The organism is Burkholderia sp. GbtcB21, from assembly GCF_019091065.1.
Classification (GTDB): Bacteria; Pseudomonadota; Gammaproteobacteria; order Burkholderiales; family Burkholderiaceae; genus Burkholderia; species Burkholderia pyrrocinia_C.
In genome coordinates this window covers 56,619-72,273 of sequence record NZ_JAGXKA010000006.1, presented here as the reverse complement: position 1 = coordinate 72,273, position 15,655 = coordinate 56,619, and the positions used below count along the sequence as shown (strand labels likewise).

General features: G+C 69.9%; 12 protein-coding genes. 8 read left to right on the top strand and 4 right to left on the bottom strand.

All coding sequences use genetic code 11. The features are described 5' to 3' along the window. The first annotated feature begins 54 nt into the window (after positions 1-54). The 4 genes from KVT39_RS15905 to KVT39_RS15890 all read left to right on the top strand — a co-directional run bounded on the left by KVT39_RS15905 (position 55) and on the right by KVT39_RS15890 (position 7,046). Positions 55-1,164, top strand: a complete 1,110-nt coding sequence (locus KVT39_RS15905) for an efflux RND transporter periplasmic adaptor subunit (protein ID WP_034181359.1) — start codon at positions 55-57, stop codon at positions 1,162-1,164. Continuing rightward, positions 1,161-4,325 carry an efflux RND transporter permease subunit gene (locus tag KVT39_RS15900; RefSeq protein ID WP_217589556.1) on the top strand — a complete coding sequence of 1,055 codons (3,165 nt, stop codon included), beginning with the start codon at positions 1,161-1,163 and terminating at the stop codon, positions 4,323-4,325. Before KVT39_RS15905 ends, KVT39_RS15900 begins: the two co-directional genes overlap by 4 nt. A 2-nt stretch (positions 4,326-4,327) precedes the next feature. After that, positions 4,328-5,896: an efflux transporter outer membrane subunit gene (locus KVT39_RS15895; RefSeq protein WP_217589555.1), complete on the top strand. Its 1,569-nt coding sequence runs from the start codon at positions 4,328-4,330 to the stop codon at positions 5,894-5,896. A 121-nt stretch (positions 5,897-6,017) separates the two neighbouring features. After that, positions 6,018-7,046 (top strand): MerR family transcriptional regulator, encoded by a 1,029-nt coding sequence (locus tag KVT39_RS15890; RefSeq protein WP_105392583.1) that lies wholly within the window; start codon positions 6,018-6,020, stop codon positions 7,044-7,046. A gap of 67 nt (positions 7,047-7,113) precedes the next feature. Here KVT39_RS15890 and KVT39_RS15885 read toward each other — a convergent pair whose 3' ends face one another. The 4 genes from KVT39_RS15885 to KVT39_RS15870 all read right to left on the bottom strand — a co-directional run bounded on the left by KVT39_RS15885 (position 7,114) and on the right by KVT39_RS15870 (position 10,128). Beyond that, the gene (locus tag KVT39_RS15885; RefSeq protein WP_368858925.1) at positions 7,114-7,737 is read right to left on the bottom strand and encodes a hypothetical protein; all 624 of its coding nucleotides are present in this window, start codon (positions 7,735-7,737) and stop codon (positions 7,114-7,116) included. Positions 7,738-7,798: 61 nt separating this feature from the next. Next, positions 7,799-8,023, bottom strand: a complete 225-nt coding sequence (locus KVT39_RS15880) for a helix-turn-helix transcriptional regulator (RefSeq protein ID WP_006488139.1) — start codon at positions 8,021-8,023, stop codon at positions 7,799-7,801. An 8-nt stretch (positions 8,024-8,031) separates the two neighbouring features. After that, complete coding sequence (locus tag KVT39_RS15875; RefSeq protein ID WP_034181353.1) at positions 8,032-8,595, bottom strand: DUF2975 domain-containing protein; 564 nt, start codon at positions 8,593-8,595, stop codon at positions 8,032-8,034. 135 nt (positions 8,596-8,730) lie between these two features. Continuing rightward, the gene (locus KVT39_RS15870; RefSeq protein WP_217589553.1) at positions 8,731-10,128 is read right to left on the bottom strand and encodes a sigma-54-dependent Fis family transcriptional regulator; all 1,398 of its coding nucleotides are present in this window, start codon (positions 10,126-10,128) and stop codon (positions 8,731-8,733) included. Positions 10,129-10,377: 249 nt separating this feature from the next. On the opposite strand from KVT39_RS15870, the gene KVT39_RS15865 reads away from it, so the two are divergent. The 4 genes from KVT39_RS15865 to KVT39_RS15850 all read left to right on the top strand — a co-directional run bounded on the left by KVT39_RS15865 (position 10,378) and on the right by KVT39_RS15850 (position 15,553). Beyond that, complete coding sequence (locus tag KVT39_RS15865; protein WP_034181350.1) at positions 10,378-11,262, top strand: MBL fold metallo-hydrolase; 885 nt, start codon at positions 10,378-10,380, stop codon at positions 11,260-11,262. Between the two features lie 30 nt (positions 11,263-11,292). Next, on the top strand, positions 11,293-12,963 hold the full coding sequence (locus KVT39_RS15860) for a bifunctional protein tyrosine phosphatase family protein/NAD(P)/FAD-dependent oxidoreductase (RefSeq protein WP_217589552.1): 1,671 nt from the start codon (positions 11,293-11,295) through the stop codon (positions 12,961-12,963). Between the two features lie 18 nt (positions 12,964-12,981). Beyond that, positions 12,982-13,788, top strand: a complete 807-nt coding sequence (locus tag KVT39_RS15855; protein WP_034181348.1) for a sulfite exporter TauE/SafE family protein — start codon at positions 12,982-12,984, stop codon at positions 13,786-13,788. A gap of 151 nt (positions 13,789-13,939) precedes the next feature. Beyond that, a complete protein-coding gene (locus KVT39_RS15850; RefSeq protein ID WP_217589550.1) occupies positions 13,940-15,553 on the top strand; it encodes a DUF3472 domain-containing protein in 1,614 nt (537 codons plus the stop codon). Positions 15,554-15,655 lie beyond the last annotated feature (102 nt).

Sequence of the window (15,655 nt, the reverse complement as noted above, 5' to 3'; positions counted from 1 at the left end):
AAGCGCCCGTCGCGCTTGCCGGCTTCGTTCCGCTCCATCTCCCCTGGGGGTTTCGTGAATCGCTCCGGTTCCCGCGCCGCGCTGCTGATCGGCGTCGCGCTCTTCGTCGCCGCCTGTCATCCGAAAGAATCCGCGCCGCCCGCGCCGCGCCCCGTCGTCGCGCTGCCAGCGCATGCCGATGGCGCCGCGGTCGCGCGCACGCTGCCCGGCGAAATCCAGCCGCGCTACGCGACGCCGCTGTCGTTCCGCATCGCCGGCAAGATCGTCGAGCGCAAGGTGCGGCTCGGCGACACGGTCAAGGTCGGCCAGGTCGTCGCGCTGCTCGATCCGTCCGACGTCGAAAAAAACGCCGCGAGCGCGCAGGCGCAGCTCGATGCCGCGACGCACACCCTCGCGTTCGCGAAGCAGCAGCTCGACCGCGACCGCGCGCAGGCGCATGAAAACCTGATCGCGACCGCACAGCTCGAGCAGACCCAGAACAGCTACACGTCGGCGCTCGCGCAGCGCGACCAGGCACAGCAACAGCTCGCGCTCGCGAAGAACCAGCTCCGCTATGCGACGCTCGTCGCCGATCATGCGGGCTACATCACCGCAGAACAGGCCGACACCGGCCAGAACGTGTCGGCCGGCCAGGCCGTCTACCAGCTCGCGTGGTCCGGCGACGTCGACGTCGTCAGCGACGTGCCCGAGGCCGCGCTCGCGTCGCTCGCGCCCGGCCATGCAGCGACCGTCATGCTGCCGTCGCTGCCGGGCCGCCAGTTCGCCGCGAAGGTGCGCGAAGTCGCGCCGGCCGCCGATCCGCAAAGCCGCACCTATCGCGTGAAGCTCACGCTCGCCGCGCCCGATCCGGCGATCCGCCTCGGCATGACCGCGAACGTCGCATTCGACGGCGCGCCGGCCGCCGGCGACGCGCAGCCGATCACGCTGCCCGCGACCGCGCTGTTCCACGACGGCGCGCAGCCGGCCGTGTGGGTCGTGCGCACCAAGGACGACACGCTCGAATTGCGCCGCGTCGACGTCGCGCGCTTCAACGAGCGCACCGTCACCGTGTCGCACGGGCTGCAGCCGGGCGAGCGCGTCGTGCTGCAGGGCGTGCATACGGTCAGCGCGGGCGAGAAGGTGCGCCCGATCGCGCCGCTGCATCCGGAGGACTTCGCATCGTGAGCACCCCCCGCGAAGAAGGCCGGTTCAACCTGTCGGCATGGGCGCTGCGCCACCAGGCGCTCGTCGTCTACCTGATCGCGCTCGCGACGCTCGCGGGCATCCTCGCGTACACGCGGCTCGCGCAGTCCGAAGACCCGCCGTTCACGTTCCGCGTGATGGTGATCCGCACGTTCTGGCCCGGCGCGACCGCGCGGCAGGTGCAGGAACAGGTGACCGACCGGATCGGCCGCAAGCTGCAGGAAACGCCGGCCATCGACTTCCTGCGCAGCTATTCGCGCCCCGGCGAATCGCTGATCTTCTTCACGATGAAGGATTCGGCGCCCGTGAAGGACGTGCCCGAGACCTGGTACCAGATCCGCAAGAAGGTCGGCGACATCGGCTATACGCTGCCGCCCGGCGTGCAGGGCCCGTTCTTCAACGACGAATTCGGCGACGTCTACACCAACATCTGGACGCTCGAAGGCGACGGCTTCACGCCCGCGCAGCTGCACGACTACGCGGACCAGTTGCGCACCGTGCTGCTGCGCGTGCCGGGCGTCGGCAAGGTCGACTATTTCGGCGACCCCGACCAGCGGATCTTCATCGAGGTGAACAACGCGCAGCTCACGCGCCTCGGCATCTCGCCGCAGCAGCTCGGGCAGGCGATCAACGCGCAGAACGACATCTCGTCGGCCGGCGTGCTGACGACCGCCGACGATCGCGTGTTCGTGCGGCCGAGCGGCCAGTTCGACAATGTCAATGCGATCGCCGATACGCTGATCCGCATCAACGGCCGCACGTTCCGGCTCGGCGATCTCGCGACGGTCAAGCGCGGCTACGACGATCCGGTCGTCACGCAGATGCGCGCGGCCGGCTCAGGTGCGGCCGGCAAGGCCGTGCTCGGCATCGGCGTGACGATGCAGCCTGGCGGCGACGTGATCCGGCTCGGCAAGGCGCTCGACGCCGAATCGAAGGACCTGCAGGCGCGGTTGCCGGCCGGCCTCAAGCTGGTCGAGGTATCGAGCATGCCGCATGCGGTCGCGCATTCGGTCGACGATTTCCTCGAGGCGGTCGCCGAAGCCATCGCGATCGTGCTGGTCGTGAGCCTCGTATCGCTCGGCCTGCGCACCGGGATGGTCGTCGTGATCTCGATTCCGGTCGTGCTCGCGGTCACGGCCCTGTTCATGTACCTGTTCGACATCGGGCTGCACAAGGTGTCGCTCGGCACGCTCGTGCTCGCGCTCGGGCTGCTCGTCGACGACGCGATCATCGCGGTCGAGATGATGGCCGTGAAGCTCGAACAGGGCTACAGCCGCGCGCGCGCCGCCGCGTTCGCGTACACCAGCACCGCGTTCCCGATGCTGACGGGCACGCTCGTCACGGTGTCGGGCTTCCTGCCGATCGCGCTCGCGAAATCGAGCACCGGCGAATACACGCGCTCGATCTTCGAGGTGTCGGCGATCGCGCTGATCGCGTCGTGGTTCGCGGCCGTCGTGCTGATCCCGCTGCTCGGCTACCACATGCTGCCCGAGCGCAAGCGGCAGGCGCACGAAGCGCACCTGCCCGACGACCACGAGCACGACATCTACGACACGCGCTTCTACCGGCGGCTGCGCGGCTGGGTCGACTGGTGCATCGAGCGGCGCTTCGTCGTGCTGCTGATCACGGGCGCCCTGTTCGTCGTGTCGCTGATGGGCTTCTCGCTGGTGCCGCAGCAGTTCTTCCCGAGCTCCGACCGGCCCGAGCTGCTGGTCGACCTGCGGCTGCCCGAGGGCGCGTCGTTCGCGGCGACGCTGCGCGAAACCGAACGCCTCGAGAAGGCGATCGACAAGCGCCCCGAGATCGATCATTCGGTGAACTTCGTCGGCAGCGGCGCGCCGCGCTTCTACCTGCCGCTCGACCAGCAGCTGCAACTGCCGAACTTCGCGCAGTTCGTGATCACCGCGAAATCGGTCAAGGATCGCGAGAAGCTCGCGACCTGGCTCGAAACCACGCTGCGCGACAAGTTCCCGGCCGTGCGCTGGCGGCTGTCGCGGCTCGAGAACGGCCCGCCGGTCGGCTATCCGGTGCAGTTCCGCGTGAGCGGCGACAGCATCGCGACGGTCCGCTCGATCGCCGAGAAGGTCGCGGCGACGATGCGCGGCGATGCGCGCACGGTCAACGTGCAGTTCGACTGGGACGAGCCGGCCGAGCGCTCGGTGCGCTTCGAGATCGACCAGAAGAAGGCGCGCGAGCTGAACGTGACGTCGCAGGACGTGTCGAGCTTCCTCGCGATGACGCTGTCCGGCGCGACCGTCACGCAGTACCGCGAGCGCGACAAGCTGATCGCGGTCGACCTGCGCGCGCCGCAGGCCGACCGCGTCGATCCGGCGAAGCTCGCGGGCCTCGCGCTGCCGACGCCGAACGGCCCGGTGCCGCTCGGCTCGCTCGGCCGCTTCGAGCCGACGCTCGAATACGGCGTCGTGTGGGAACGCGACCGCCAGCCGACCATCACCGTGCAGTCGGACGTGCGCGCCGGCGCACAGGGCATCGACGTCACGCACGCGGTCGACGCGAAGCTGAACGCGCTGCGCGCGCAGCTGCCGGTCGGCTATCAGATCAACATCGGCGGCTCGGTCGAGGAAAGCGCGAAGGCGCAGAACTCGATCAACGCGCAGATGCCGCTGATGGCGATCGCCGTGTTCACGCTGCTGATGATCCAGCTGCAGAGCTTCTCGCGCGTGCTGATGGTCGTGCTGACCGCGCCGCTCGGGCTGATCGGCGTGGTCGCCACGCTGCTGCTGTTCGGGCAGCCGTTCGGCTTCGTCGCGATGCTCGGCGTGATCGCGATGTTCGGGATCATCATGCGCAACTCGGTGATCCTGGTCGACCAGATCGAGCAGGACATCGCGGTCGGCCACGGCCGCGTCGACGCGATCATCGGCGCGACGGTGCGGCGCTTCCGCCCGATCACGCTGACGGCCGCGGCCGCCGTGCTCGCGCTGATCCCGCTGCTGCGCTCGAACTTCTTCGGGCCGATGGCGACCGCGCTGATGGGCGGCATCACGAGCGCGACCGTGCTGACGCTGTTCTACCTGCCCGCGCTGTACGCGACGTGGTTCCGCGTGAAGCGCGACGAACGCGACCCGCAGGACGGCCCGCCGCATGACGGCAGCACGCCGGCCGCGCCGTCGGGAGCATGACCATGGATGTGTCGATGAACCTGAAAACCCAAGCCGTGCGCGCGCTCGCCGCCGCGAGCCTCGCCGGCCCCCTGGCCGGCTGCGCGTGGTTCGCGCCGAGCGGCGAGCCGCCCGCGATGCCGTCTCCCGCGCATTACGGCGCGGTGCCGCAAGTCCAGCAGACCGTGTCCGCGCAAGGCGTCGCGCAGCAGTTCGAAGTCGGCGCGCAACCGGTGCCCGACTGGTGGAAGCAGTACCGTTCCGATGCGCTGAACGCGCTCGTCGACGAAGGGCTGCGCAACAGCCCGACGCTCAGTGCGGCGTCGCATTCGCTGGATGCCGCGCGCGAGCAGTTGCGCGGGCAGATCGGCAGCTCGATGCTGCCGTCGATCGACGCGGTCGGCCAGGCCACGCGCCAGCGTGCGCTCGGCGTGCCGATTCCGGCGCTCGGCGCACCGACGCTGCTGTACGACACGTTCGTCGGGCAACTGCAGGCGAGCTACACGGTCGACCTGTTCGGCGCCTCCCGCTTCGCGAACCGCGCGCTCGCGAAACGCGTCGACGTCAGTGCGTTCCAGCTCGAATCGGCGCGGCGCGCGCTGGCCGCGAACATCGTCACCGCGTCGATCACGGTGTCGGTGCTCAACGCGCAGATCGACACGACCGAGCGGCTCGTCGCGCTCGCGAACGACCAGGCGCACGACGCCGAACGCCGTTACGCGCTCGGCTCGGCGTCGCGCAGCGACGCGCTGAACGCGCGGCAAAGCGCCGACACGTTCGCCGCAAGCCTGCCCGCGCTGCGCCAGCAGCGCGACTCGGCGCGCCATGCGCTCGCGGTGCTGGTCGGCCGCACGCCCGACCGGCCGCCGGCCGATCTCACGCTCGCCGATCTGCACCTGCCCGAGCAGGTGCCCGTCGTCGTGCCGTCGGACCTGCTGCAAAGCCGCCCGGACATCCAGGCGGCCGACGCGGGGCTGAAGGCGGCCGCTGCCGAAGTGGGCGTCGCGACCGCGCAGTTGTTCCCGCAACTGTCGCTGTCGGCGGCGATGGGCAAAGGCGGCTTCAGCTGGCCGGCCATGCTGTCGGGCGCCGGCGCGATCTGGAACGTCGGCGCGTCGCTGAGCCAGCCGATCTTCCACGGCGGCGCGCTGCTCGCGCAGCGCCGCGCGGCGAAGGCCGCCTACGAAGCCGCGGTCGACCAGTACAAGCAGGCCGTGCTCGGCGCGTTCCAGAACGTCGCCGATTCGCTCGCGGCGCTCGAACACGATGCGGAGGCACTCGACGCATCGTCCCGCGCCGCGTTGTCCGCACGCGGCGCATACGACGACGCGGCCGCCCGCGTGCGGCTCGGCGCGCTGCCGCCGTCGGCCGCGCGCGCCAGCGAGCTGCAGTACCGCAACGCACGGCTCGACGAGATCCGCGCGACCGGCGCGCGGTTCGCGGATACCGCGCGGCTCTATCAGGCGATGGGCACGCCGCCGGCCGACAAGGCCGATCAGTCCGGCAAAACCGGCAACGCGGCCGGCGACACCGCACCCGGCCAGGAAGCGCGCGCCGCCACGCCCCCCAACACCGCGCCTTCGCCGCAATAAGCCGGCCCTTCGATCGGGCGCGCGCGGTCAACCCGTCGCGCGCCCGATTTTCGATCTTCCGCTTGACCCTCACGTAGCGTAACGTTCGAGACTCCAGTGTGCGTACCGAACGGAGGAACGAATGCAGCTGAAAGTGGGAGAACTGGCGAAACGCAGCGGGCTGACCGTCCGCACGCTTCATCACTATCACGCGATCGGCCTGCTGACGCCTTCGGCACGTGCCGACAACGGCTACCGGCTGTACGACCGCCACGACATCGCCCGGCTCCACCAGATCCAGGCGCTGCGTCGCTTCGGACTGTCGCTCACCGAAATCGGCGACTACCTGAACCAGCCCGGCACCCCGCTCGTCGATCTCGTCGCGAAGCAGATCGCGCTGCTCGACCGCCAGCTCGCGCAAACCGCGCAGCTGCGCGAGCGGCTCGTGAGCCTGCACGCGCAGCTGGCCGCGGGCACGGAGCCGGAGCTGGCCGATTGGCTCACCACACTGGAGTTGATGACCGTGTACGACAAATATTTTTCCGAGGAAGAACTCGCGCGCATGCCGATGTACCGAAAGAGCCAGGCGGGCGACGCGGAATGGATCGCGCTCGTCGGCGAGGTCCGTGCGCTGCACGACGCGGGCGTGCCGCCCGAGGACGAGCGCGTGCGCGCGCTCGCCGGCCGCTGGATGGCACTGCTCGTGCGCGACACGAACAACGACCCGCGTCTGCTGGCGAAGCTGAACCTGATGCACGAGCGTGAACCGGCGATGCAGTCGAAGATCGGCATTTCGACCGCGTTGCGCGACTACGTGCTGCGCGCGACCGCCGAAACGAAGATGCGGATCTTCGAGAAATATCTCGCGCCGGACGAAATCCGCTTCATGCGGGCGCACTACGGCAAACGCGCGATGGAATGGCCGCAACTGATGGGCGACGTGCGCGACGCGATCGACGCGGGCGCGAAGCCCGATTCGCCGGAAGGCCGCGCGCTCGCGCAGCGCTGGCTCGACCTGTTCTGCAGCTATGCGGGCCACGATCCGGCCACGCACGCGAAATTCCGTCACGCGATGATGAACGAGCCGGCGCTGACGAAGGACGCGTGGGTCGACGATACGCTGCTCGGTTTCATCCGCGAGGCGATGGCGCAGTTGGTGCCGGCGCGCTGATCAGCGACGTGGCGGCGGTACGCAGGTCACCTGCGCGCCGCCAGGCCCGTGAGGCAGGCCGCCCGCGTCACCACTTGCAGCCGGTATCGCGAACCGCATCCAGTGCGAGCATCGGCAACGCAAGGAGGCCGGCGCCCGAGTACGCGCTCCGGCAGTCGACGCGGTGCGCGCGTGACATCCCCCCGGCCAACCTGGCGTCGACGGTATCGCGACTCGGCGCCGCGTGACCGGACGATGCACCCAATGCGTCGATCGCCGCGTCGGCAGTGCTGCGCCCTGAAGCGCGCCGCGCGCCGATCGACGCCAGATCGCGCCCCCAGTCGACATCGGGCATCGACGCGTTAGCCGGCCGGTTGTCGCGTCCATCCGGCGCGACACCGGCAGGCGCGTCCGTTCGTGCATGCAGCGTCCCGAATGCATCCGGAAGCGAACGCGCCGGCATGCGCGCGTTCGCGGCGGCGCCGGAACGTTCCGTCGCTCGACCATTGCCGCCCACCTTCCCGTTCCGTCCGGTGCGTCCGGCCATGCCGGTTGCCGGCGGTTGGACCGGCCGCGCCGGAATCAACACGACGCTCAGCGCGGGCCGGGCCGGCGCCCCGACCTCGGGCCTCGCCGCACCGACCGTCGGCGACGCCCAGCGCAGCACGAACCATCCGAGCACGTGGATCGACGCCGCGATTGCGAATGCCACCGCGACGACGCCCAGCCGCCGCCGTCGCGCCGCCGCGTCGGCCGTACGCCACGGCGATGCGTCAGTCGGGCTCGCCGCCGCCGTCATCGCTGAACGCGAGCAGGTCGCCGGGTTGGCAATCGAGATAGCGGCAGATGGCTTCGAGCGTAGCGAAACGGATGCCCTTGACCTTCCCCTGCTTGAGCAACGACAGGTTCTGTTCGGTGATGCCGACCGCCGCCGCGAGATCCTTCGAGCGGACCTTGCGGGTCGCGAGCATCACGTCGAGCTTGACCACGATCGTCATGGCGGGCCTCAGACGAACTGCCGATGTTCGGCGTCGAGCTCGCTCGCCTGCCGGAGAATATGCGCGATCACCGCAATACAGGCTGCCGTAAACAGCGCGACAACGTAAGGCATGCTGAAGCCGATGCTGACCACGCGATGGCCGACCGGCTCGCGCATCGTCGCCCACACGCTCAGGAGCGGTTCGCACAACAGGCTCAGCAGCACCCACAGGCCGATCGCACGGCCCGTCTTGCCGAGATGGCCTGCCGCCTGCGCGGAGAAATAGTCACGGCGCGCGTAAGTCCGGAACAGCGCGCGCAGATGGCGCAGGCCGTTCGCGAGCGCGACGAGCGGCACGCTCGACAGCAGGATGCCGACCGCCTTTTGCCACCACGGGAAAGCAGCGACATCCACGTGCAGGTTCGACATTACCGAGTCCGTGAGGCCGAATACGAAACCGGGCCCGGAGTCGGCCGCGCTCAGCGACGGAAACGCCCAGCAAGCGGCGTTGAGCACCAGCATGGCGACGATGAACCACAACGTGACGGCAGCCATGCGCTGGCTGATGCGGGCAATACGATCGGAATGCATGCGACATCCTCTTCGATGGTGGTGAACACGCATCGATTGTACGTCGACACTTATCGTAAAACGATAATTATTTTTCGCATGACATGAATTTATGATTGCCGGGCATGTTCGTCACCGACACGCCGGAACACCCGCTCACCCGCCGCGCGTGCCCAGCCCGAGCGCCTTCAACCGCCGGTACAGCGTGCGCTCGCTCATCCCCGTGCGCTCGGCCAGCGCCTTGCGTGTGCCGGTGAATTCGCCGGCGATCCGCACCAGTTCGGCATCCGTCAGCGCGCCCGCCGCGCCCGCGCCATCCTGCTGCGCCGCCGATGCCGCCACGAGTTCGGCCGGCAGGTGCTCGACGCGGATCGTCCCGTCGTCCGCGAACAGGCATGCGCGTTCGAGCACGTTGCGCAACTCGCGAATGTTGCCGGGCCACGCATACGCGTCGAGGCACGCACGCGCGCGCTCGGTCAGCACGAACGGCCGGGCCGCGAACGGCCGCGCGCCCGCGTCGCCCGCATTCGCGCGCGCGTTCGCGATCCGCCGCAGGATCGATTCGGCCAGCAGCGCGACGTCGCCCTGCCGTTCGCGCAGCGCCGGCAGCGGAATCGGGAACGCGTTGATCCGGTAGTAGAGGTCCTGCCGAAACCGGCCGTCGTCGATCATCTCGCGCAGCGGCTTGTGCGTGGCCGCAACGAGCCGGAAATCGGCGCGCAGCGCCTCGACGCCGCCGACGCGCCGGAACGTGCCCGACTCGATCAGCCGCAGCAGCTTCACCTGCATCGGCAGCGGCACGTCGCCGATCTCGTCGAGAAACAGCGTGCCGCCCTGCGCGGTCTCGACGAGGCCCGGCTTGCGCTGGTTCGCGCCCGTGAACGCGCCCTTCTCATAGCCGAACAGTTCGCTCTCGAACAGCGTCTCGGCGATCCCCGAGCAATCGACGACGACGAACGGCCCCATCGCGCGATCGCTTGCCTCGTGCAGCGCGCGCGCGAACAGCTCCTTGCCGGTACCCGACTCGCCGAGCAGCAGCACCGGCAACATCGACGGCGCGACGCGCTGCAGTGCGCCGAGCGCCGCGTTGAACGCGTCGGCGCCGCCGACGAGCCCTTCCGCGCTCGGCTGCGCGGACGCGCTGCGCACCGTCGTCAGCCGCTCGACATACGCGATCACGTTGCCGTCCGCATCGAAGATCGGCCGCAGCTCGACGTCGACGTGCTCGGGGCCGCGCGGCGTGTGGTGGATGTGCAGCACGCGGTTCAGCCCGCGCGATTCGAGCGCCTGCTTCATCGGGCAATGCTCGCCGGCCTGGTCGCACGGCACGTCGTAGTGATGCGAGACCTGGAAGCAGTGGCGGCCCACGTGCTCGACGCCCGCCACGCCGAACTGGCGCCGGTACGCATCGTTCGCCGCGAGGATGCGGTAGTCGGGATCGACGACGATCATCGGCTGCGGGTCCTGCTCCAGATAGGCGACGAGCGCGCGGACGTCGGGCGTGACATCGCGGCGCGGCGCGGGAACGATCGGGATGGTGTCGTGCGGATTCATGCGGACGCTCGGTGACGGTTCTGCCGGACGGACTGCCAGGCTGACTGCCAATTCTGCCACGACACTGCCAGATATGGCAGTCAACATGTTCCACCGGCTGGCGCCAACGCCCGCGCAGCGCCTCGGCCGTGCCGAAAACCCGAACCAAATCAAGTCTCTGGCCTATCGGCCGGCACCGCTGTGCCGCTTGGCATGCTTCTTGAGTCAGAGATCCCGATTGCAAATGCAGAACCCGATCGAGGACACCCCGTGAGCAACGCCCCCACGCTGTCGGTCGAAGGCTTTTTCGACCCGGCGACCCACACCGTCAGCTATCTCCTGCTCGATACGGCGAGCCGCGCGTGCGCGCTGATCGACAGCGTGCTCGACTACGATCCGAAATCCGGCCGCACGCGTACCGCCAGCGCCGACCGGCTGATCGCCCGCGTCGCCGAACTCGGCGCGACCGTGCACTGGCTGCTGGAGACGCACGTGCATGCCGACCACCTGTCGGCCGCGCCGTACCTGAAGGCACGGGTCGGCGGCCGGATCGCGATCGGTTCGCACGTGCGCCGCGTGCAGCACGTCTTCGGCACGCTGTTCAATGCAGGCCCCGGCTTCGCGGAAGACGGCCGCCAGTTCGACCGGCTCGTCGACGACGGCGACACGCTCGCGCTCGGCACGCTGACGATCCGCGCGCTGCACACGCCGGGCCACACGCCCGCGTGCATGACCTACTGCGTCGACGACGCGACGCAGCGCGCGGCGTTCGTCGGCGACACGCTGTTCATGCCCGACTACGGCACGGCCCGCTGCGACTTCCCCGGCGGCGACGCGCGCACGCTGTACCGCTCGATCTCCCGCGTGCTCGCGCTGCCGCCCGACACGCGCCTGTACCTGTGCCACGACTACCAGCCGGGCGGCCGCGACGTGCAGTTCGTGACGACCGTCGCCGAGCAGCGCCGCGCGAACGTGCACGTGAAGGACGGCGTGACCGAGGACGATTTCGTCGCGATGCGCACCGCGCGCGATGCGACGCTCGACATGCCGGTGCTGATGCTGCCGTCCGTGCAGGTCAACATGCGCGCCGGCCACCTGCCCGAGCCCGAAAACAATGGCGTGCGCTACCTGAAGATCCCGCTCGACGCGATCTGAGCGCCGCCGCCCCCAACCGAGAACCCCGACATGACCACCATCCGCAAGCTGACCGACGCGCTGTCGGTCTCGCCGCAGATCGCGGCGGCCGACCTGCCCGCGCTGCACGCGGCGGGCATCCGCGCGATCGTCTGCAACCGGCCCGACGGCGAATGCCCCGACCAGCCGACCGTCACCGAGATCCGCGCGGCCGCCGCGCCGCTCGGCATCGACGTGCATTACCTGCCGGTCGATACGGGCAAGGTGACCGACGACCAGGCCGCGCAGTTCGGCGCGCTCGTCGCGTCGCTCGACGGCCCGGTGCTCGCATACTGCCGCAGCGGCATGCGCTCGGCCACGCTGTGGGCGCTGTCGCAAGCGGGCCTGCGCCCGCTGGACGACATCGTCGCGACGGCCGATGCAGCCGGTTACGACCTGCGCGCGCTCGCGTCGCGCGTCATGCAAGGCGGCCGCCAGGCGGCGCCGACTGTCGATGCACGGCACGACATCGTGATCGTCGGCGCGGGCGCGGCCGGCATCGCGGTCGCATCGAGCCTGCTCGCGCGCGACGCGTCGCTCGACATCGCAGTGATCGATCCGGCCGACGTCCACTACTACCAGCCGGGCTGGACGATGGTCGGCGCGGGCGTGTTCCGGTCCGAGACCACCGCGCGCCAGATGACCGACTTGCTGCCGCGCGGCGTGCACCGGATCCAGGCTGCCGTCGCCGGCTTCGAGCCCGACACGCACACGGTCGTGCTCGACGGCTGCCGGCGCATCGGCTACCGCAAGCTCGTCGTGTGCCCGGGGCTCAAGCTCGACTGGCACGCGATCGAAGGCCTCGCCGACACGCTCGGCCGCAACGGCGTCACGTCGAACTACCGCTACGATCTCGCGCCGTACACGTGGGAGCTCGTCCGTACGTTCCGCGGCGGCAACGCACTCTTCACGCAGCCGCCGATGCCGATCAAGTGCGCGGGCGCGCCGCAGAAGGCGATGTACCTGTCGTGCGACCACTGGCGGCGCGCGGGGCGCCTCGAGGCCGCGAACGTCGAGTTCCTGAATGCGGGCGGCGCGCTGTTCGGCGTGGCCGACTACGTGCCCGCGCTGATGGAGTACGTGGAAAGCTATGACATCGCGCTGTCGTTCGGCCATAACCTCGTCGCGATCGACGGGCCCGCGCGCCGCGCGACGTTCGCGCGTGCGCTTCCGGACGGCGGCAAGGAAACCGTCGTGCGTTCGTTCGACATGATCCACGTCGTGCCGCCGCAGAAGGCGCCCGACTTCGTACGTTCGAGCCCGCTCGCCGACGCGGCCGGCTGGATCGACGTCGATCCGGCGACGCTGCGGCACAAGCACTTTCCGGACATCTACGCGCTCGGCGACGCCACCAACACGACCAATGCGAAGACGGCCGCGGCCGCCCGCAAGCAGGCGCCCGTCGTCGCACACAACCTGCTCGCATCGCTCGGCCGCGCGCACGGCGACGCCGCGTACGACGGCTACGGCTCGTGCCCGCTCACCGTCGAGCGCGGCAAGATCGTGCTCGCCGAATTCCTGTACGGCGGCAAGGTCGCGCCGACCTTCCCCGCATGGCTGATCGACGGCAAGCGCCCGTCGCGGCTCGCATGGCTGCTCAAGGAACGCGTGCTGCCGCCGCTCTACTGGAAGGCGATGCTCAAGGGCCGCGAATGGCTCGCGAAGCCCGCGATCGCACGTTGACCGGAGCCCGATGACGTCATGCTGATTTCCCTCGTACTCGGCGGCTTCGTCGGCGCCGTGCTCGGCCTGACCGGCGCCGGCGGCGGCATTCTCGCGGTGCCCGCGCTCGTCGTCGGCATGAGCTGGCCGATGCAGCAGGCCACGCCCGTCGCGCTCGTCGCGGTGGCCGGCAGTGCCGCGCTCGGCGCGCTCGAAGGCTTCCGCCGCGGGCTCGTGCGCTATCGCGCCGCGCTGCTGATGGCCGTGGCCGGCGTGCCGCTGACCACGCTCGGCGTGCGGCTCGCGCACGTGCTGCCGCAGCGCCTGCTGCTCGCGCTGTTCGCGCTGACGATGCTGATCGTCGCCGGCCGCCTGCTGCGGCAGGCGCTGCGACACGCACCCGTCGACGCGGACGCGTCGCCGCTGTGCGTCGGCCGCGTGAATCCCGATACGGGCCGTCTCGTGTGGTCCTGGCCGGTCGGCTTCGCGCTCGCGTCGACCGGCGCGATGACGGGCCTGATGACGGGGCTGCTCGGCGTCGGCGGCGGCTTCGTGATCGTGCCGATGCTGCGCAAGTTCACGAACGTGTCGATGCACGGCATCGTCGCGACGTCGCTGATGGTGATCGCGCTGGTCGGCGCCGGCGGCGTGTTCGCGACGCTCGTATCGGGCACGCGCGCGCCGCTCGACGTGACGCTGTGGTTCACCGTCGCGACCGCGCTCGGCATGGCCGCCGGCCGCGGCGCATCGCGGCACCTTGCCGCGCGACACGTGCAGGCCGGCTTCGCGGCCGTGCTCGTGTGCGTCGCGCTCGGAATGCTGGCGAAGGCGGTGTTCGGCGCATAAGCCGGCTCAGCATCCGGGTGCGGAACCGATCCCGCGCCCGGCTCGCGACGCGCCCCATCCGTCGCGAATTTGTCAGAACCGCATGCTAGACTCGCCGCCGCGCGCCCGTCCGTCGCGCGTCGAAAACGAATAACTATTCAGGAGTCCGGCCATGCTCGTCCCGTCCGTCAGCCGCGCGGCAATCGCTGCGCTGATGCTCGCTCCGCTCACTGCGCTCGCCGCGCCCGCCTACACGGCGACATTGACGCTCGCCAGCCTGTCGCCGTCCGTCGGCGGCACCGACAAGGCGACGCTGAAACTCGCCAACACCGGCACCGAACCGGCTGCCGCCGGCCTCTCCATCGGCATGCCCGCCGGTTTCACCGCGAACGGTTTCACGAGCGCGTGCGGCGGTACGCTGGCCAGCGACGGCACCACGCAGCTCGCGCTGACCGGCGCGACGGTGCCGGCAGGCGGCGCATGCACGTTCACCTTCACGCTCGGCGTACCGCCCGTCGCGTCCCTGCCGCCACCGGGCGCGCGCAGTTTCAGCATCGCGGCCAACACGGCGCCTGGCCTCGCGACACTGTCGGCCAGCACCGCACCGACGCTCAACGGCTTCCTCGGCGCGACGCCGGGGCTTTACAGCAACACGTGGTTTCCGTCGACGCTGCGCAGCGTCGCGATCCTCGACCTGTTCATCACGCCGCGGACCGACCCGGGCCCGAACTCCAACGTGTTCTGGTCGAACCAGGTCAACTCGCTGCACGGCTACACGGGTTTGCAGTCGACCGAACTGGTGTCTGCCAGCGAAGGCACGGGCAAGCAATTCCTGTTCAGCCTGTGGGGCGCCACCGCCGCGAAACCCGGCACACCCGCGAGCGCAGGCATCGGCGCCGGCAGCTACTGCACGGTCAGCGGCTCGGCGACGGATGGCAGCGCCGGCGCGCAATGCCGCTATCGCTACGAGTGGCAGGCCGGCCACACGTACCGCTTCCGCATCACGCCGGACACGAGCCAGGGGCCCGGCTGGTTCAAGAGCAACGTGACCGACGTGACGGGCGGCGCGACCGGCGACAGCTTCGACATCGGCAGCATCTACGTCGGCACGACGCAAACGCAGGTTCCAGTCTCGTCGATCAGCCAGTGGGTCGAGTACTTCGACTGGAATTCGAGTCGCACGAGCTGCGCGTCGGTTGCATATACGAACGCGCAATTCAGCGTGGCTGCTTACGACGTGCTCGGCAATCCGGTGACGGTGCCTGTCCCGTCGGTCACGGTCAACAAGACGTGTCCCACCGCCTACGCAAATGCATCCGAATCGAACGGCGTCGCGACGCTGATCGGCGGCCCGCAGCAGTCGGCCGCAGGCCTCGTCAAGGCGAATGGCGCTTGCCTGACCGCATCGGGCGGCCTGCGCGACGGCAATGCCGCGGTGCTCGGCGCCTGCCCGACGCTCGCGTCGGTGCGCGCCTCCGGCGGCACGCACTTCAATCCGCAATTGTGGGTCGCCGCGGGCGACGGCACGCTGCAGACCAAGTACAGCTACTGCCTCACCGCGCAGGCACCGAGCGCGGGCAACGGCACGCTGCTGCGCACCTGCGTCGCCGGCGAGGCCGATCAGCAATGGCTCGTCAAGGCCGGCACGGCGCCCGGTTCGGCACAGCTCGTGTCGCAGCCGACGGGCCGCTGCCTCGCGCCCGCCGCCGGCGGCACGCTGAGCCTCCAACCGTGCTCGGCCGCCACTGCGGTCTGGACGACGCCCGGCAAGAGCTTCGCGTACTGACCGGCGACGACCTGCGCCGAGCGGCACGCAGGCCGCCCAAACAAAACGCCCGGCCCGACTCGTCGTCGGCACCGGGCGTTTTTCGTTGCGGAAGCAACCTGC